The sequence below is a fragment of the Curtobacterium sp. VKM Ac-2852 genome (assembly GCF_013205045.1).
Classification (GTDB): domain Bacteria; phylum Actinomycetota; class Actinomycetes; order Actinomycetales; family Microbacteriaceae; genus Curtobacterium; species Curtobacterium flaccumfaciens.
This window is the reverse complement of record NZ_JABMLI010000003.1, coordinates 653,085-670,730: the sequence shown is the minus strand read 5'-3', so window position 1 is coordinate 670,730 and position 17,646 is coordinate 653,085. Positions and strand designations below refer to the sequence as shown.

At 71.7% G+C, this 17,646-nt stretch carries 14 protein-coding genes; 3 read left to right on the top strand and 11 right to left on the bottom strand.

What is annotated here, in order from left to right:
- Nucleotides 1-147 precede the first annotated feature (147 nt).
- The 3 genes from HQQ79_RS14285 to HQQ79_RS14275 are packed head-to-tail and all read right to left on the bottom strand — an operon-like array spanning nt 148 to nt 2,885.
- Complete coding sequence (locus HQQ79_RS14285) at nt 148-1,173, bottom strand: Gfo/Idh/MocA family protein (protein ID WP_173035098.1); 1,026 nt, start codon at nt 1,171-1,173, stop codon at nt 148-150.
- Complete coding sequence (locus HQQ79_RS14280; protein ID WP_173035096.1) at nt 1,170-2,192, bottom strand: Gfo/Idh/MocA family protein; 1,023 nt, start codon at nt 2,190-2,192, stop codon at nt 1,170-1,172. The genes HQQ79_RS14285 and HQQ79_RS14280 overlap by 4 nt, the downstream gene beginning before the upstream one ends.
- Nucleotides 2,193-2,231: 39 nt before the next feature.
- Nucleotides 2,232-2,885 (bottom strand): CatA-like O-acetyltransferase, encoded by a 654-nt coding sequence (locus tag HQQ79_RS14275; RefSeq protein ID WP_173035094.1) that lies wholly within the window; start codon nt 2,883-2,885, stop codon nt 2,232-2,234.
- Between the two features lie 41 nt (nt 2,886-2,926).
- Here HQQ79_RS14275 and HQQ79_RS14270 point away from each other — a divergent pair, with 41 nt between their 5' ends.
- Nucleotides 2,927-3,484 carry a YbaK/EbsC family protein gene (locus HQQ79_RS14270; RefSeq protein WP_071246993.1) on the top strand — a complete coding sequence of 186 codons (558 nt, stop codon included), beginning with the start codon at nt 2,927-2,929 and terminating at the stop codon, nt 3,482-3,484.
- Here HQQ79_RS14270 and HQQ79_RS14265 read toward each other — a convergent pair.
- The 7 genes from HQQ79_RS14265 to HQQ79_RS14235 all read right to left on the bottom strand — a co-directional run bounded on the left by HQQ79_RS14265 (nt 3,465) and on the right by HQQ79_RS14235 (nt 14,090).
- Nucleotides 3,465-3,833: a VOC family protein gene (locus HQQ79_RS14265; protein WP_110860834.1), complete on the bottom strand. Its 369-nt coding sequence runs from the start codon at nt 3,831-3,833 to the stop codon at nt 3,465-3,467. The genes HQQ79_RS14270 and HQQ79_RS14265 overlap by 20 nt on opposite strands.
- 19 nt (nt 3,834-3,852) lie before the next feature.
- On the bottom strand, nt 3,853-7,704 hold the full coding sequence (gene hrpA / locus HQQ79_RS14260) for an ATP-dependent RNA helicase HrpA (protein ID WP_173035092.1): 3,852 nt from the start codon (nt 7,702-7,704) through the stop codon (nt 3,853-3,855).
- Between the two features lie 39 nt (nt 7,705-7,743).
- On the bottom strand, nt 7,744-9,576 hold the full coding sequence (locus tag HQQ79_RS14255) for a thioredoxin domain-containing protein (protein WP_173035090.1): 1,833 nt from the start codon (nt 9,574-9,576) through the stop codon (nt 7,744-7,746).
- Nucleotides 9,577-9,667: 91 nt separating this feature from the next.
- Nucleotides 9,668-10,198 carry an ATPase gene (locus HQQ79_RS14250; protein WP_173035088.1) on the bottom strand — a complete coding sequence of 177 codons (531 nt, stop codon included), beginning with the start codon at nt 10,196-10,198 and terminating at the stop codon, nt 9,668-9,670.
- Nucleotides 10,199-10,202: 4 nt separating this feature from the next.
- Nucleotides 10,203-11,270: an NAD(P)-dependent oxidoreductase gene (locus HQQ79_RS14245; RefSeq protein WP_173035086.1), complete on the bottom strand. Its 1,068-nt coding sequence runs from the start codon at nt 11,268-11,270 to the stop codon at nt 10,203-10,205.
- A gap of 91 nt (nt 11,271-11,361) precedes the next feature.
- Nucleotides 11,362-12,222 (bottom strand): sulfurtransferase, encoded by an 861-nt coding sequence (locus HQQ79_RS14240; RefSeq protein WP_173035084.1) that lies wholly within the window; start codon nt 12,220-12,222, stop codon nt 11,362-11,364.
- A gap of 326 nt (nt 12,223-12,548) precedes the next feature.
- Nucleotides 12,549-14,090 (bottom strand): MFS transporter, encoded by a 1,542-nt coding sequence (locus HQQ79_RS14235; RefSeq protein WP_027466052.1) that lies wholly within the window; start codon nt 14,088-14,090, stop codon nt 12,549-12,551.
- Between the two features lie 171 nt (nt 14,091-14,261).
- Between HQQ79_RS14235 and HQQ79_RS14230 the strand changes: the two genes are divergently transcribed.
- On the top strand, nt 14,262-14,924 hold the full coding sequence (locus tag HQQ79_RS14230) for a TetR/AcrR family transcriptional regulator (protein ID WP_173035082.1): 663 nt from the start codon (nt 14,262-14,264) through the stop codon (nt 14,922-14,924).
- Nucleotides 14,925-15,060: 136 nt separating this feature from the next.
- Here HQQ79_RS14230 and HQQ79_RS14225 read toward each other — a convergent pair whose 3' ends face one another.
- Nucleotides 15,061-16,692, bottom strand: a complete 1,632-nt coding sequence (locus HQQ79_RS14225) for a dolichyl-phosphate-mannose--protein mannosyltransferase (RefSeq protein ID WP_173035080.1) — start codon at nt 16,690-16,692, stop codon at nt 15,061-15,063.
- Between the two features lie 65 nt (nt 16,693-16,757).
- On the opposite strand from HQQ79_RS14225, the gene rsmI reads away from it, so the two are divergent.
- Nucleotides 16,758-17,579, top strand: coding sequence for a 16S rRNA (cytidine(1402)-2'-O)-methyltransferase (gene rsmI / locus HQQ79_RS14220; RefSeq protein ID WP_027466054.1), 822 nt, complete (start codon nt 16,758-16,760; stop codon nt 17,577-17,579).
- Nucleotides 17,580-17,646 lie beyond the last annotated feature (67 nt).

The following is a 17,646-nucleotide window of genomic DNA, read 5'->3' as shown; positions in this document are numbered from 1 at the left end:
CGGCACGACGCGAATCCGCCTCGCCTCCGAAGACGAAGACGACGACGAAGACGAAGACGAAGACGCGGACGAGCACGCGGACGAGGCCGCGGCTGCGCGACGTCGACCTGGACGGCCACAGCGCACTCGCGCTGCGGCGCTCCCGCATCACGCCGGGGTGACCGCCACCGTCCTGCCCGTCCGCACCGACTCCTGCGCCGCGAGCACGATCGACAGCGTCCGCAGCCCGACTCCCACGTCCGGCTGCGGCTGCTCGCCCGACGCCACGGCCGCCAGGAACGTCCGGAGCATCGGCAGATCGTGGTCGGGTCCGTACCGGAGTTCGATCGGCCGGCCCCCGACCGCGTCGAGCCCGCGAGCAGCCGCCCCGAAGAAGTCCACCGACACCGTGCCACCGGTCCCGGCGACGTCGAGCGTCAGTCCACCCCACACCGGCGACGTGTCCGGTCGGCTCCACGAGCAGTCGATCGCCGCGATCGTGCCGTCGTCGTACGTGACGGTCACGAGGCCCGCGGTCTCGGCGTTCGCTCGGTCCGCGTGCAGCACCCGGTTGGCGACGGCGGTGACGGACACCGGCGCCGCGCCGGTCAGCCCGTCGATCAGGTCGGCGACGTGCACGACGTGGTCGACGAGGGCGCCGCCTCCGCTCGACCGGACGTCGGTGAACCAGTCCCGGGCGAGGGGCAGCATGCCGTTGTTCGCGCCGCGCACCGAGAACACCGTGCCGAGTGCGCCCGAGTCCCGCGTCGCGCGCAGCCGGTCGAACGCCGAGGCGAAGCGCACCGGGAACGCCATCATGAGCAGCACCCCGGCGCGGTCCACCGCATCGCGGATGGCGAGGCCGTCCTGCCACGAGGTCGCGAGCGGCTTCTCGCAGAGCACGTGTGCCCCCGCTGCCGCCGCGAGCTCGACGTGCTCGCGGTGCCGGGCGTTCTCGCTCGTGACGATCACCGCGTCCGGACCCCAGGCGAGCAGCTCGTCGACGGAGTCCGCGTACCCGACGCCGAGCGCGCGTGCCAGTTCGGCTCCGCGCAGGTCGCCGAGTTCCGTCCCCGTCGAGGTGCCGTCCGGATCCGTGCCGCGGACCTCGACGTCCGGCATCGCCGCCAGGGCACCGAGGTAGCTGATGGCGTGCGTGTGGGCGAAGGAGAGCACCCCGACCCGGAGCGTCACCGCGACACCTCCACCGGCTGGCCGGACTCGATCGAGGCGATCGCCGCGTTCGCGATCCGCACCGCAGCGACGCCGTCGTCCACGGTCACCCGGGGCGGTGCACCACCGTCGAACGCGGCGAGGAAGTCGGCGAGCTCCAGCGCGTACGGGTCGTCCGCCGGGTCGACCGTCGGCAGGAAACCGTCCGCGGAAGCCGGTGCCGCGAGGTCGCTGCGGGTGTCCTCCTCTGCCCGGGACGAGTGCGACAGGCTGCCGAGCGTCCCCGTCACCGAGTACTCGGTCGTGAAGGCGAGGTGCTGCGGCCCCCACAGCCCGGCGACGTGGCTGATCGCGCCCGACTCGTGCGTGAGCAGGACGTGCGCCGCCTCGACCGGCTCCGCCTCGGAACCCGCGCGGACGCTCACCGCCGACACCCGGGTCACCTCGCCCGCCACCCAGCGCGCGATGTCGAGGTCGTGGATCATCTGGTCCATCACGATCCCGCCCGACAGCGCGCGGTCGCCGAACCAGGGGACGTGGGTGGGGAAGGCACCGGACCGCGAGAACCGCAACACCGCCAGGTCGCCCAGGAGGCCCGTGGTCGCGGCTTCGTGCAGGCGCGCGTACGCGGGGAACCAGCGCACCACCTGGGCCGGGTAGAGCTGCACGCCTGCGTCCGCAGCGCGCGCCGCCAGGTCCGCCGCGTCCGCGTCGGTCCGGGCCAGGGGTTTCTCGGAGACGACGTCCTTGCCGGCCGCGATCGCCGCACGGACGACCTCGGCGTGGGCGTGCGTCGGGACCACGACGTCGACGACGTCGACCGCGGCGAGGAGTTCGTCGAGGCTGTCGGCGACGGTGATCGTGCTGCCCTCGGCCCGGGCGGTGTCGGTGAACGCGGCGACGAGTTCGTGGGCGCCCTCGCGAGCGTGCACCACCACGTCGCCCAGGCGGAGCAGCCCGGGCAGGTGGGCGACGGAGATGCCGCCGGCGCCGACGAGCCCGATGCGTTTGCGGGCGGGGGTCTCCGACTGCGACGTCATGGGGTCAGCGTAGGAGATGCGGTGGGACGAGGGGCACGGTCAGCCGAGCCAGCCAGGGGCGGCGAAGAGCTCCTCGAGCTCACGCAGCAGTCGGGTCGTGTGGAAGCCGTCGGCAGCGGCGTGGTCGACGTGCAACGCCAGCGGCAGCAGCGTCCGGTCACCAGTGGTCCGGTACCCGCCGAGCGTGATGATCGGCAGCAGGTGGTCCCAGCCGTCGCGCACCTGCAACGAGAAGCCGGTGAACGATGCTCCCGGCAGCGTCGAGACGTCGAAGACGTTGCCGGGCCGGTCGTCCTGCGGGAACATCCGGGTGTCGTCCCGGTACTGCGCCATCGTCGACACCGCAGCGTCGTGGAAGGTGCCGAAGTCGTCGTCGTACGGCACGACGAGAGCGGAGAACGTCTCGGTGTCCGGGTGGAACACGGTGAACATCGGGTGGACACGGTCCCACACGGCGGGGGAGCCGTCGTCGAGCAGCTGCATCCGGAACTCGTCATGCCGGTTCACCACGGTCGCGATCGCCCAGAGCTGCGACGCGTAGGTCCGACGGCCGGTCGCTCGGACGCGCTCGACGAAGGCCGTGACGTCGAGTTCGACGGTCACCTCGTACGCGCACGGCACGCGGTGCCGGTAGTGCTCGAAGTGCTCCCGGCGGGGCCACTGGTCGACGTCGATCGCCCGGAGTTCGGTCATGGCTCCACCCTCGTGCGGGATCGCTTCCCTACGGTGGAGCCATGCCGACGCTCGAACGTGTTCCCGCCCTGGTCGCCACCGGATTCCTCGCGATCCCCGTCGCCGAAGCCCTGGTCGCGTTGCCGACCGAGGTCGTCATGAAGATCGAGGGAGCCCCGATCGACGCCGACCTGGCCGACACCGCCGCGTTCTCGGAGGCGTACGGCTACCCGCTGGCCGGCGGCGCCAACTGCATCGTCGTCGCGGGGAAGCGCGGCGACGAGGTCCGCTACGCCGCCTGCGTCGTCCTCGCATCGACCAAACTCGACGTCAACCGCGTCGTGAAGCAGCTGCTCGACGTCCGCAAGGCGAGCTTCGCCCCGATGGACGAAGCGGTCGAGCTGACCGGCATGGAGTACGGCGGCATCACCCCGATCGGGCTGCCGTCGTCGTGGCCGCTCTACATCGACGCGCGCGTCCTCGACGCCCCCGAGGTGGTCATCGGTGCCGGTCGTCGCGCCGCCAAGCTGTTCCTGCCCGGCGCCGCACTCACCGCGCTGCCGAACGTGACCGTGGTCGAGGGTCTGGCGACCGAACCGGTCAGTCCGACGGCCGGATGAGGCAGAACGGGTGCCCCGCGGGGTCGAGGTAGACGCGGAACGTCTCCGTGCCCGACCCCGTCGCCGTCGCACCGATCGCGAGCACCGCGGCCTCGCCGTCGTCCAGGTCGTCGACCTTCACGTCGAGGTGGCTCTGCTGCGGCACCGCCTGCCCGGGCCACTCCGGCGCCCGGTAGTCGTCGACCTGCTGGAACGCCAGGATCGGACGGTGGTCGGTGAACGGGAGGGCGAGCTCCGCCCAGTCCTCGTCGAAGCCGACGATCTCCCCGCCGAGCAGCTCGGCGTAGAAGCGGGCGAGGGCGCGGGTGTCCGGGCAGTCCAGGACGACGACGTCGAGTGTGCCGATCATGGCCGACACGGTAGACCCATCAGCGTGCGGCGGTCAGGGCCTTCGTGATCCGCTGCAACGAGACGGTCTCGGCGGTCCCGAGTTCCTGCGCGAACAGGCTCAGCCGGAACTCCTCGAGCATCCACCGAGCGTGCACGAGTTCCGGGTGCGCCCCGACCGCGGGCGGGAAGGTGCCGCCGGCATCGGTGTAGCGGTCGGTCGCCACGGTCACCTCGCGCATCCAGGTCGCGTCGCGTCCGGGGTTCTGGAGCAGCTTCTGCACGCGCGCCTCGATGCCCTGCAGGTACACGCGGATGCGGCGCAGCCGGTCGAGCCCCGCGACGGCGACGAACCCCGGGAACACCAGGCGCTCCATCTGCTGCCGCATGTCGCTGAGGGCGGCGAGCAGCGACATCGAGTTCGCTTGCTTGAGTGCTCGTTCGGCGGAGCGCTGTGCGGCCAGGACGGCCGCGACCTCGGACACCGCGGTGAACATCGTGTCGACGACGGAGGCCGACACGGCATCGCGGACCGCCTCGAACTCGGCCTTCGTGAAGACGAGGCCGTCCGGGTGGGCCCGACGGATGCCGGCGTCGACCACGGCGGCCAGCACGTCGTCGAACAGCGCGGCGGTCGACGGGTAGGGGCTGGCGGCGAGCGCGAGCTTCTCCTGCGCGGTCAGGTGCGACTGGATGTACGACACGGGCGACGGCACCGCGTGCATCACCAGACGGCGGACCCCGGCGGGCATCCGGACGACGCGGTCGGACGGGGTGGCGAGCAGCTGCACGCCGACGGTCGCCTTCGGACCGGTGCCTTCCTCGACCAGGGACGGGTACGCGCGGATGACGCCGCCGGCCTGCTTGGTGTCGAGGGTCTGCGGCAGGTCCTGGTCGGGCCAGGCGGTGAGTCCGGACTGTTCCAGCGGGCGACCGGCGCCGGCGGAGGCGACGCGAGCCGCGCCTCCGGTCCGTCCCGCGCCCTTCGCCGTGGCGGAGGCGACGCTCTGCTGGGTCCGGTCCTTGAGCTTGGTCTGCAGGGCCGACAGGTCCTTGCCGGTCTCGACCCGGCGACCACGCTCGTCGACCACGGCCCACGTCGGCAGCAGGTGCGCGGGGACACGGGACAGGTCGAAGTCGGACTCGGAGACCGGCACGTAGGTCATGCGCTGGATCGCCTTGGCGAGGGTGGCGCGGAACGACTCCGTCGGCTCGGTCGGGGCGTCGTCGGGCAGCTCGGCGACGATCTTCTCGGCCCAGTCGGCAGCGGGCACGACGTTCTTGCGGATCTGCTTCGGCAGCGACTTGATGAGCGCGGTGACGAGTTCCTTGCGGAGGCCGCGCACCTGCCAGTCGAAGCCCTCTTCACGCATCCGGGGCAGGAGCGCGAGGGGGACCTGCACGCTGACCCCGTCGTCCTGTGCGCCGGGCTCGAAGCGGTACTGGATGGCGAGACGCTGGTCGCCGCTCCGCCACTGGGTGGGGTACTCGACGTCGTCCTCGGCGGCCTCGGCCGCTGATTCGTCCAGCAGGTCGGACCGGCGCATCGTGAGCAGGTCCGGCTGCTCGCGGCGAGTGGTCCGCCACCACCCCTCGAAGTCGCGGGTCGTGGCGACGTCGGCCGGGATCCGGGCGTCGTAGAACTCGTAGACGTTCTCGTCGTCGAGCAGGATGTCCCGGCGGCGGGTGCGTTCCTCGAGCTGCTCGAGTTCCTTGCGGAGCTTCCGGTTGGCGCGGTCGAAGGCCTGCTGCGATTCCCACTCGCCCTCGACCAGGGCGTGCCGGATGAAGAGTTCACGGGAGTGTTCCGGGTCGATCCGCGAGTACTGCACGCGTCGGCGCTGCACGATGGGGACCCCGAACAGGGTCACCCGCTCGTAGGCGACGACCGCGCCCTGCTTCTTCTCCCAGTGCGGCTCGCCGTAGGTGCGCTTGAGCAGGTCGCCGGCGAGCGGCTCCACCCAGGCGGGGTCGATCCGGCCGACGGTCCGGGCGAACAGCCGGCTGGTCTCGACGAGCTCGGCGGCCATCACGGCGTCGGGCTGCTTCTTCGCGAGCACGCTGCCCGGGAACACCACGAACCGGGTGTTCCGGGAGCCGAGGTAGTCGCGCTTCTCGCGGTCCCGCAGCCCGATCTGGCTGAGGAGTCCGGCGAGCAGTGCGCGGTGCACGGCGTCGCCGTCGTCGGAGCGGGACTGCCCGACTCGGACGTCGACCTGCTTCGCGGCACGGGAGAGCTGCCGGTACAGGTCCTGCCACTCGCGGATGCGCAGGTAGTTCAGGAACTCGGCCTTGCACAGCCGGCGGAACGCGCTCGACGAGAGTTCCTCCTGCTGGTGCTCGATGTGGTTCCAGAGGTTCAGCAGGGTCAGGAAGTCGCTCGTCGGGTCGGCGAAGCGGGCGTGCAGCTGGTCGGCGTGCGCGCGCTTCTCGAGGGGGCGCTCGCGGGGGTCTTGGATGCTCAGGGCGCTGACGATCGCGATGACCTCGCGTCCGACGCCCTGCCGTCCGGCCTCGAGCACCATCCGACCGAGCCGGGGATCGATCGGCAGCCGGGTCAGCTGTCGCCCGGACTTCGTGATGCGGCCGTCCTTGTCGACGGCACGGAGCTCGCGGAGCAGGTCGAGGCCGTCCTTCACGCCCCGGCTGTCCGGCGGCTGCAGGAACGGGAACGACTCGATGTCCCCGAAGCCGAGCGAGATCATCTGCAGGATCACCGCGGCGAGGTTCGTGCGGAGGATCTCGGGGTCGGTGTACTCGGGGCGTCGGCCGAAGTCGTCCTCGGAGTAGAGCCGGATCGCGATGCCGGCACTCGTGCGGCCCGCTCGACCGGAACGCTGGCTGGCGCTGGCCTGCGAGATCGCCTCGATCGGCAGGCGCTGCACCTTGGCCCGCGGGGAGTACCGCGAGATGCGTGCCGTCCCGGTGTCGATCACGTACTTGATGCCGGGCACGGTCAGTGAGGTCTCGGCGACGTTCGTGGCGAGGACGACACGACGGCGGATGCCCGGGGTGTGCCGGCGCTCGAAGACCCGGTGCTGGTCGGCGGCGGACAGGCGGCCGTACAGCGGCAGGACCTCGGTGCCCGGGTAGCGCTTGCCCTCGATCGCGTCCTGCGCGTCGCGGATCTCGTTCTCGCCGGACAGGAAGACGAGCACGTCGCCCGGGTCCTCCTGCGCCAGCTCGTCGAGGGCGTCGGTGATGCCCTGCAGGGTGTCGCGGTCGTCGGCTGCGTTGCCGCTGTCACCGGTGCGGGAGTCCGACTCGTCGTCGGCGTCGTCGTCCTGGTCTTCGGCGACGAGGGGGCGGTACCGGATCTCGACCGGGTAGGTGCGGCCGGACACCTCGATGATGGGGGCGTCGTCGAAGTGCTTCGAGAACGACTCCGGGTCGATCGTCGCACTCGTGATGATGAGCTTCAGGTCGGGGCGTCGGGGGAGCAGCCGCTTCAGGTAGCCCAGCAGGAAGTCGATCGTCAGGGACCGCTCGTGCGCCTCGTCGATGATGATCGTGTCGTACCGCTTCAGGTCGCGGTCGAAGTGGATCTCGTTCAGCAGGATGCCGTCGGTCATCAGCTTCACGCGGGTCTCGGAGCTGACCTTGTCGGTGAACCGGACCTGGTAGCCGACGAGTCCGCCGAGCTCCCCGCCGCCCAGTTCTTCCGCGACGCGCTCGGCGATGGTCCGCGCCGCGATCCGGCGGGGCTGGGTGTGCCCGATGTGCTCACGACCGAGCTCGAGGCAGATCTTCGGCAGCTGTGTGGTCTTGCCCGAGCCGGTGGCCCCGGCGACGATGACCACCTGGTTGTCACGGATGGCAGCCGCGATGTCGTCCCGCCGCTGCGAGACCGGCAGTTCGGGCGGGTACGTGATGACGGGCAGCGGAGAAGACATGAGCATTCCAGGATACAGGCGCGCCGGGCGGCTGGTGCGTCAGGCGATCTGCTGGGCCAGGGCGTCCGCCGACCGGGACGGCAGTTCGCACACCCGGTCGTGGCAGACGTACGCGGCAGGGTCGAGCACGTCGCGACCCTCGAACAACGAGAACCCGGCCTCGGCCCAGTCGCGTGCCTGCTCCGGCGTGGTGGTGGCGACGACTGTGCCGGGGCGCCGAGCACGGTGTGCCACGGCCCGCATCGGGTCGTCGGTGCCGCTCGTGACGACGACGACCTCGCGCGACGGCCGTTGCAGGGCGAGGGCGACACCGAGGGCGTCCGCGTGACCGAGGGGTCGCTCCGTCCCGGTTCGGCCGCGGTCGGCGACGAGTCGTGCAGCGGCGACCCGCAGTGCCCCGTCGCCCGTCAGCGCGCCGAGCGTCGCGGCGGCCGACGCCAGCGCCACGGTGCCGGACCGCATCGCGGTCTGCGGCTGTTCGCCCGTGGCGGTCCCTGCGGAGGCGAGCACCGGGTCGACGTCGAAGCGTTCGGCCAGGCCGTCGTCGACCAGCGAGCGTGCGACGGTCGCGTAGGACACCTCGCCCGTCACCAGGGCCAGTTCGAGCAGCCCTTCGGCGAGCAGCCCGACGTCCTCGACGGTGGCCGGAGCAGAGGACGCCCCGCGCGGTGTGCTGGACCGCACCGTCACGTGGCCGTCCTGCACGTGGGCGGCGAGGACCGCGTCGGCCGCTCCCCGCGCGAGCGCGACGAGTTCCGGGTCACCGTGCCGTGCGCCGGCGATCGCGAGCCCCCGGATCGCCAGGCCGTTCCAGCCCGTGAGGACCTGGTCGTCCAGTGGTGGCGGGTCGAGCTGGGCGCGCTCGGCGACCGGTCGGCGGTACCACTCGCCCTCGACCCGATGGCCGTCGATGGTCGACTCGCTGTCCTGCGCGGCGACGAACGCCCCGTCGGCACGGCGCAGGGTGTCCCGGAGGAAGTCGGCGATGCCGCGGGCCTGCTCGGCCCCCGCGACGGCGAGCAGCCCCGCGTTGTCGTAGAGCATCCGTTCGTAGTGCGGCACGCTCCAGTCGCGTTTGGTGGCGTACCGGAAGACGCCGCCGTCGGCGTCGGTCAGCTCGGACGCGCGGATCGCGTGCAACGACCGGTCGAGCAGCCCGTCGGCTTCGGCGTCGCCGTCGGCCGCCGCATCGGCGAGGAACTCGAGCAGCGGTGTGCTCGGGAACTTCGGCGCGCCGCCGAAACCGCCGTAGGTGGTGTCCTCTGCCCGGGACAGCTGGTCCGTGACGGCCCGGATGGCGTCGACGGACGGGAGGCCCGGGTCGGCTCCGGCACCGCCCTCGCCCGAGCGGGTGGCTGCGTCCGCCACGGCGCCCTGCCGGATCGCCGTCGCGATGGCCGAGGCGTTCGCGTCGACCTCGTGCCGACGCTCGGTCCAGGCGTCGAGCACCGCGGCCAGGATCTGCCGGAACGCCGGGACCTGCCCGACCGGAGTGGGTGGGAAGTACGTCCCCGCGAAGAAGACGTGGCCGTCCGGCGTCAGGAACGTCGTCAGCGGCCAGCCGAGCTGTTGCGTGAACGCACTGGCCGAGGCCATCAGGCTCGCGTCGACGTCCGGCCGTTCTTCGCGGTCGACCTTCACCGACACGAAGTCCCGCCGGAGCAGCTCGCCGATCTCCGGGTCGGCGAAGCTCTCGCGCGCCATGACGTGGCACCAGTGGCACGTGGCGTACCCGACGGACACCAGTACCGGGACCCCCCGCTCGCGCGCTTCGGCGAACGCCTCGGGACCCCACTCGCGCCAGTCGACGGGGTTGTCGGCGTGCAGACGCAGGTACGGGCTGACCGAGGTGCCGAGGCGGTTGTCGTTCATGGCTCCAGCGTGCCCGCCCGCGACTGGGCGGACCACCGCCCGGGGACATCTGTGGACGGGACGCCCGCTCTGCACAGGCCGTGCGGGGAGATCAGCGCTCGAGCCACCCCGTGATCGACGCGAGCCGTGCGGCCACCTGGGCGGGGCTCTGGCCATCGGTGTCCACCCGGGTGACGGTGTCCGCGGTGGCCGAGTCGAGCCTCCCGGCCGTCCGCGTGCTGTGCGCGAGCTGCGCCTGCGGGACCGCGCCACCCGCTCGTCGTGCGAGCCGGTCGGCGGTCGCGCCGTCGGATGCGCGGAGCAGGACGACGCGCACCAGCGGATCGTCGCCCATCGCCGCAGCGAGGCGCTCGTGCTCGAGCACGGACACGGTGTTCGTGTAGACGAGCCGGTGGTGACCGATCTCCCGGTAGCCGGCCCAGATCGTAGCCAGGTTCCGCTCGGCCAGGTGCGCCTCGGGGTGTTCGACGTGCGGGGCCGGGTGGGCGAGGTCGAGCACGTCGCCCTCGATCACCGCGTGCCGGACGTCCGCCGCGACGAGCAGGTCGTGCAGTGCCTCGGCCGCCGTGGACTTGCCCACGCCGGAACGTCCGCCGATGAACAGGACCTCGGACCGGAGCACCGGGTCAGCCCAGGTTGAGGGAGAGGAGCGCGAGTGCGGCGTCCTCGGGGCCGTAGTCGAACATGTGCTCCCAGAACGGGTCGTCGGCCCACGGGACGTCGCCGTCGGCAGGGGTGGCGTGGGCGGTCTCGACGAGCCATGCCAGCTCCGGGGCGACGGCGGCCCGGAACTCCGGAGGTTCCCAACCCAGGGCACGTGCTGCCGTGGTGTCGAGGACGAACGGCGACGGCGACGACCAGGGCGTGCCGCCCACGAAGGCGGGCGCGTCCTCGTCGAGCAGGACCTCGTCGAACCGGTGGTCCAGGTGTCCGGCGATCGTGCGGACGATCTCGAGCACGGTCGGGGCAGCGGCGTCCGCGACGTTGAGGATCCGGCGGTCCGGTGCGTCCGCCACGAGTCGGACGAGCGAACCGATGCCGCTCGCCGCCGTCGTGTGGTCGACGCCGCGGCCGTGGTCGGCGAGCAGGATGCGCTCCCGGCCGTCGAGCACACGGCGGACGACGAACCACTCCCGCGGGCGGCCGATGCCGACGCCGTACACCTTCGACGGGCGGAGCACGGTGACCGGGGCGCCGTGGTCGAGCAGGACCTGTTCGGCCGCCACCTTCGCGGCGCCGTACCCGTCACGACTCGTCGGGTCGCCGTCCCCAGCGGCGACCGTGGGCTGGATCTCGGTGACCGCGCCGCCGAACACCGGCTTGTCGAGCGAGTTCGCGTGCCGACCCTGCTCGTCGGCGTAGACGGCCTTCGACGAGACGAAGACCGTCGAGCCGACGTCGTCGAGGAACGGCAGGAGCTGCTGGGCGTCGTCGCGCGTCGCACCGACGGTGTCGACGAGCAGGTCGGCTCCGGGGCGGAGCAGGTCGCGCAGGACGGAACGGTCGCGGCGGTCGCCGGACGTGAACGTGGCGCCGGAAGCGGTCAGCGCATCCGCTGCGGGGCCGCCTCGGCGTGCGAGGACGTCCACCTGCCAGTCGTCGCCGCCCCTGCCCGAGGCGTCGAGGAGCTCTCGTGCGACGGCTGAGCCGATGCCGCCGGTGCCGCCGAGGATGACCGCGCGTCTGGTGCTCATGGTGCAACGGTAGTGCGGCGGGGCCGTCGGTCCGCTGCCGTCGGTCCTCGGTCCTCGGCCAGGCGCGGCCGTCGTTCCGCGATCGGTTCCGTCAGGAGGCGAGCTGCTCGTGCCGCCACCAGTCGGCGAGCGAACCGTCGTAGACCTTCACCCGGTCGTGCCCGAGCACGGTCAGGGCGAGGGCGTCGACGCACGCGGCGCTGCCCACCCCGCAGTACGTGACGATCTCGTCCGCACCGATCACCGCGGCGAAGGCCCGCTCGAGTTCGGCACCGCGCAGGTACGCGTTCGTCTCGGGGTCCACCAGGGTGTCTGCCGTGATCGGGGTGCTGCCCGGCACGATCGGCGGGTGGTCGTCGCCGAGGGCGGCCCAGGGTGCGGCGAACACCAGGGACGCCGGCTCTTCGCCGGAGACCGCTCGGGTGACACGGTCGTGGTCGGCCCAGAGCGCACGTTCTTCGCCGGCCAGGAACGCGCCGGCATCGGGGTCGGACGGCGCCCTGGGCGTGTGGAGTGCGCCCGCGCGGACCGGGCGGCCCTCGTCGCGCCACTTCGTGAAGCCACCGTCGAGCACCGCGACCGAATCGAAGCCGAACGAACGGAAGATCCACCACAGGCGTGCCGACCACTCACCGACGCTGTCGTCGTAGACCACGACGGTCGAGGTGTTCGTCACGCCGAGCTGTGCCGCGGCGACCTCGAAGCGCTCGGCGCCGGGGCGGGTGAACGGGACGTCGGCGTCGGCGGCGGAGAAGTCGTCGATCAGGTCGGCGAAGCGGGCACCGGGCACGTGGCCGCGCTGCTCGTGGGCGTCCCGCCCGGGAAGCCAGCTGGTGTCGAACCCGGCCCCGACCGTGTGCACCGAGGCGTCGAGCACGACGAGCTCGTCAGCACCGAGGTGGTCAGCGAGCCACTGCGTCGACACGAGTGGTGAGGTCAGGACGGGGGCCATGCCGCACACCATAAACCGCACCCCTGACGTGGGCCAGAGTCGTGGACACACGGCGCAACCGGGGGTGGGGCGGGGTGCGGGCGGGGTGGCGCTGCTGACGCGGAACGACGGTGTCGTCGTCGTACGACATCGACTCCGTCGCATCCGCGCGTGTGCAACTGTCGGCGCGTGCACGGAGCGACGATGTCGTCGTCGTACGACGTCGACGATGTCGTTCGGCGTCGGCACCCCCGCCGACACCCGCCCCGCCGACGCCCCCCGGCATGCACGATGGCCCGCCCCGGCAGAACCGGAACGGGCCGAAGGTGCGGAGCGAACCGCCAGCGTCAGTGCGCCGCGGCGGGGATGCTCCCGGTCGTGGCGGACCCGGCACGTGCGAGCCGCTCGACCCGCACCGACTGCCGGTTGATGAGCAGTCCGCCGGCCAGGGCGACGAGCACGAGCACGCCGGCCGAGATGCCGAACGCCACGTGGTAGCCGTCGAGCGTGGCCTGGGCCTGCTGCAGCTTGGTCGGGGCGGCGGTCAGCCCGGACAGGCTGTTCGACACCACGTCGGCGAAGATCGTCGACAGCAGCGCCGTGCCGATCGAGCCACCGATCTGCTGCATGGTGTTCACCGTCGCCGAGGCCACACCGGCATCGGCCCGGGCGACCCCGGTCGTGGCGGTGTTCATCGCGGACGAGAAGATCGTGCCCATGCCGAGGCCGATCACGATCAGCGCCGGCAGGACGGTGCCCGCGTAGGAGCTGTCCAGGTCGGTGCGGAGCAGCAGGAGGAGCCCGGTCGCGGCGACCAGGCCACCGGCGAAGATGAGCACCTTCGGCCCGACGCGCGGCAGCAGGCGGCCACCGATCTGCGTCGCCGAGATCATGATCGACAGCGGCATCGGCAGGAACGCGAGACCGGTCTGCAGCGAGCTGAAGCCGAGGGTCTGCTCCAGGTAGTAGGTGAGGAACAGGAAGATGCCGAACATGCCGATCGCGACCAGGCCGATCGCGATGAACGAGCCGCCGCGGTCACGGTCGAGCACGACACGCAGGGGCAGCAGCGGGTGGGCGACGCGGGTCTCGATGAACACGAACGCGGCGATCAGCACGACACCGCCGGCGAGCATGGCGATCGTGACGGGGGAGTCCCAGCCGTTCGTCTCGGCGTTCGAGAAGCCGTAGACGACGCCGACGAGCCCGAGCGTGATGGTGATGACCCCGAGGACGTCGATGCGCGGACGCTCGACCTTCGGCGGCTTCTCCATGAAGACGAGCGCGCCGATCACGCCGAGCACGGCGAAGACGACGTTGACGTAGAGGCACCAGCGCCACGAGGCGTACTCGGTCAGCACGCCGCCGAGCAGCAGGCCGATGGCCGCACCCGAGCCGGCGATGGACCCGAAGATGCCGAACGCGCGACCGCGTTCCTTGGGGTCGCGGAACGTGGTGGTCAGCATGCCGAGTGCGGACGGGGCGAGCAGTGCGCCGAAGACACCCTGCAGCGCGCGGGCCGCGACGAGCAGGCCGAACGAGTCGGCCAGGCCACCGAGCACCGAGGCGACGGCGAAGCCGACCAGCCCGATGATGAAGGTGTTCTTGCGGCCGAACAGGTCGCCGAGACGACCGCCGAGCAGCAGCAGCGAGCCGAACGCCAGCGAGTACGCGGTGACGATCCACTGTCGCTGGTCGGTGCCGAAGTCCAGGTCGGCCTGGGCCGAGGGCAGGGCGATGTTCACGATGGTCGCGTCGAGCACGACCATCAGCTGTGCGAGGGCGATGACCGCGAGGGCGATCCAGCGGTGGTTGCTCTTGGCGGGGGTGGTGCCCGGAGTCGTGGGTGCTGTCCCTGTAGGGGTCGGCACGGTGTGTTCTGCCGTCACGGCAGCCTCCTTCGAGAAGGTTGGAGGGTGGGGTGGAGGTGCGCGCCGTCGGGCACTCCCGAGATGTGGTGGTGACGAAACCGGATGCGAGGCATCCGTTTGTGGTCAGTGTAGACCGAAACGGAAGGAGGGCATCCACTTGTTCCCAGAAAGTGCAACTACGGTCGGATCGTGAGCACCACCGACTCCGTGTCCGACCTCGAGCGACCGCTGCGCGCCGACGCTGCGCGCAACCGCGAGCTGATCCTGCAGACGGCGCGCAAGTGCTTCGCCGAGCGCGGGCTCTCCGTCACGTTGAACGACATCGCGCACGAGGCCGGCGTCGGGGTCGGCACCGTCTACCGACGGTTCGCCGACAAGGACTCCCTGATCGAGGCGCTGCTCGCCACCAAGTTCGAGGCCATGAACGACGCCGCAGCACGCGCCGCGGACGTGTCCGACCCGCGTGAGGCGCTCCGGGTGTACCTGATGGGCGTCTTCGCGTTCCGTGCCCGCGACCGAGCCCTCGCCGACGCCATCGTCCGTGCCGGCAAGGCCCGTCCGTCCATCGTGCAGGAGCGCGACCGGCTCGAACGCCAGGTCGCCGCGATCATCGGCCGTGCCGAGACCGCCGGCGTCGTCCGCCCCGGCTTCGACTACCGGGACCTGCCGATGCTCACCGCGATGGTCGGTGCGGTCGCCGACGCCACCCGCGAACACGACCCGGACGCCTGGCGCCGCTACGCGGAACTCCTGATCCAGGGCGTCCTGCCGGGCACGGACGACGTCGCGCCGATGCTCGGCGACCCGCTGGACCGCGAGTCGATCGAGCGCGCGCTGCACGCGCAGTCCTGACGCGTCCGCGCGGACCGCGCTCGGCTCTGGTGCCAGCCGACTCCGGACTGGAGGCCCGTGGCGGCGCCGCCACGGGCCTCCAGTCCGGACGTGGTCGCCACCAGAGCGCCCAGCGCGACGTGCGCGGCCAGACCGGCTACAGCCAGCTGGGGACCCAGTAGTGCGACCGGACGAAGTCCCACGGCACCTGCATCGCCGTCCACATCGGGTACCAGTAGACCGAGGCCAGCACGACGACGCCCAGGTACACGCCGACCCACAGGATCGCCCGTGACCGGCGTGACCGTTCGTCGCTCCGCCTGCCGAGCACCAACCCGATCGCGGCGGCCAGTGCCATGACCATGTAGGGCTCGAAGGCGATCGTGTAGAACTGGAACACCGTCCGGTCGACGTACATCAGCCAGGGCAGGTACCCCGCCGCGACGCCGAGCAGGACGAAGCCGTACTCCCACTTCCGGCGCAGGATCCAGAGCACGAGCAGCGCCACCGTGGCGATGACCGAGGCGTACCAGATGAACGGGTTCGCGATGCCGGTGATCGCCTCGCCGCAGCGGTTCGCCCAGCAGCCGTCCTGTCCGGCGTCCGTGCCGACGTAGAACATCGACGTGGGGCGCTGCATCACGAGCCAGAGCAGCGGGTTCGCCTGGTACGAGTGCGGGGTGTGCAGCCCGATGTTGAAGGCGTAGATCTCCGACTGGTAGTGCCACCAGTTCTGCAGGCTGTCCGGCACCCAGGCGAGCAGCCCGGTCCAGCGTTCGCCGCCCGAGGACAGCCAGTTGCGGTCCCATCCGTCCTTCGACACGAACCAGCCGGTCCACGACGCCACGTAGGTCACCGCGGCGATCGGCACGGTCAGCAGGAACGACACCGGTGCCTGCTGCAGCAGCGCGCTCGACGACCAGAACTCGACCCCGGCACGGCGGCGCATCATCATGTCGCTGAGCACGGAGTACACGGCGAAGAACGCCAGGAAGTACACGCCCGACCACTTCGTCGCCGCTGCCAGCCCCAGGGCCAGGCCCATCGCGAACAACCACGGCCGCCACCAGAACACCGGCCCCCACAGGGTGGTCCGCCCGGCGGCGGCGCGGGCGGCGACCCACTCGTCAAGCCGCCGTTGACCCTGCCGACGGTCGAGCAGCAGCGCCCCGAACCCGAGGATGACGAAGAAGGTCAGGATGCCGTCGAGGAGCGTCACCCGCGACATCACGATCGCCTGCCCGTCGATCGCGAGCAGGAAGCCGGCGAGCGTGCCGATCATCGTCGAACGGAACAGCGACCGGGCGATCACCGCGGTCAGGAACACCGTCGCGATGCCGAGCACGGCCACCGTGAAACGCCAGCCGAAGGAGTTGTCCGCCCCGAACAGCAGCATCCCGAGGCCGATGAGGTACTTGCCGAGCGGCGGGTGCGCGATGAACTCCGCGGCGCTCGTGAAGATGTCCGTCTCACCGCGCACGAACCGGTCGTCGGTCGTCGGGGCGGTGTCACCGCTCGGGTTCGCGGGCCAGGTGCCCTCGTACCCGAGGTGCACGATCGACCAGCCGTCCTTGACGTAGTACGTCTCGTCGAACACGAGCGAATGGGGGGTGCCGAGGTTCACCAGCCGCAGCACGGCGGCGAGGAGCGTCACCGCGAGCGGACCCGTCCACCGCCACACGGCGACCCGCTGCGACGTGGAGAGCACCCGCCCCCACCAGTCGTCCAGGCGCGAGCCGACCGGCCCGTCGGGCACGGCCGTGCGGTCGTCGGTCAGCTCGCTGGTCATCGCTGAGCATCCTACGGATCGACCGTATGTCCGCGCTGCGACTGGGGTGCGGGGACAATGGGTGCGTGATCGTCCTCGCAGCAACGCCCATCGGCAACCTCGGGGACGCCTCGCGCCGTCTCGTCGAGACCCTCTCCAACGCCACGGTCGTCGCGGCGGAGGACACCAGGACCGCCATCCACCTGATGCGCGCCCTGGGCATCGAGAACCGACCGCGGCTCATCGCCCTGCACGAGCACAACGAGCGGGCGAAGGCGTCCGAGGTCGTCGAGCTCGCCCGTGACGAGGACGTCGTCGTCCTCACCGACGCCGGCATGCCCGCGATCAGCGACCCGGGCTTCCCGCTCGTCGAGGCCGCCGCGGCCGCCGGCGTCACCGTCACCGCCCTGCCCGGGCCGTCGGCCGTGCTCATGGCGCTCGCCGTGTCCGGGCTGCCCACCGACCGCTTCACGTTCGAGGGGTTCCCGACCCGCAAGGCCGGAGAGCGCCGCCGGGCGTTCCAGGCGCTGGCGGGTGAGCAGCGGACGATGGTGTTCTTCGAGTCGCCGCACCGGCTGGCCGAGACCCTGGCGGACATGGCCGTCGGGTTCGGGGGCGACCGCCGCGCCGCGGTCTGCCGCGAGCTCACGAAGCTGTACGAAGAGGTCCGTCGCGGGCCGCTGGACGAACTCGTCACGTGGGCGTCCGAGGGTGTGCGGGGCGAGATCTGCATCGTCGTCGCCGGCGCGGCGGAGGCCACGGAAGAAGCCACGCTCGACGACGGTGTGCGGCTGGTGCTCGAGCGGGTGGCCGCCGGCATGCGCATGAAGGAGGCCGCCGCGGCGGTCGCGGACGCGACCGGGCTGTCGAAGCGGGACCTGTACGAAGGGGCGCTCGCGGCGCGCTGAGCGGGGCTCGTCACGTTCGCGCCCGCCGGTCTGGAGGCGCGGGGCGGGCCCGTCACGGGCCTCCCGG

Coding starts and splice junctions, on each gene's coding strand:
- hrpA (WP_173035092.1), bottom strand. CDS start 7,704: ATGTCTTCTCCGCTGCCCGTCATCACGTACCCGCCCGAACTGCCGGTC.
- HQQ79_RS14225 (WP_173035080.1), bottom strand. CDS start 16,692: ATGACCAGCGAGCTGACCGACGACCGCACGGCCGTGCCCGACGGGCCG.
- HQQ79_RS14245 (WP_173035086.1), bottom strand. CDS start 11,270: ATGAGCACCAGACGCGCGGTCATCCTCGGCGGCACCGGCGGCATCGGC.
- HQQ79_RS14265 (WP_110860834.1), bottom strand. CDS start 3,833: ATGATCGGCACACTCGACGTCGTCGTCCTGGACTGCCCGGACACCCGC.
- HQQ79_RS14280 (WP_173035096.1), bottom strand. CDS start 2,192: ATGACGTCGCAGTCGGAGACCCCCGCCCGCAAACGCATCGGGCTCGTC.
- HQQ79_RS14240 (WP_173035084.1), bottom strand. CDS start 12,222: ATGGCCCCCGTCCTGACCTCACCACTCGTGTCGACGCAGTGGCTCGCT.
- HQQ79_RS14275 (WP_173035094.1), bottom strand. CDS start 2,885: ATGACCGAACTCCGGGCGATCGACGTCGACCAGTGGCCCCGCCGGGAG.
- HQQ79_RS14255 (WP_173035090.1), bottom strand. CDS start 9,576: ATGAACGACAACCGCCTCGGCACCTCGGTCAGCCCGTACCTGCGTCTG.
- HQQ79_RS14270 (WP_071246993.1), top strand. CDS start 2,927: ATGCCGACGCTCGAACGTGTTCCCGCCCTGGTCGCCACCGGATTCCTC.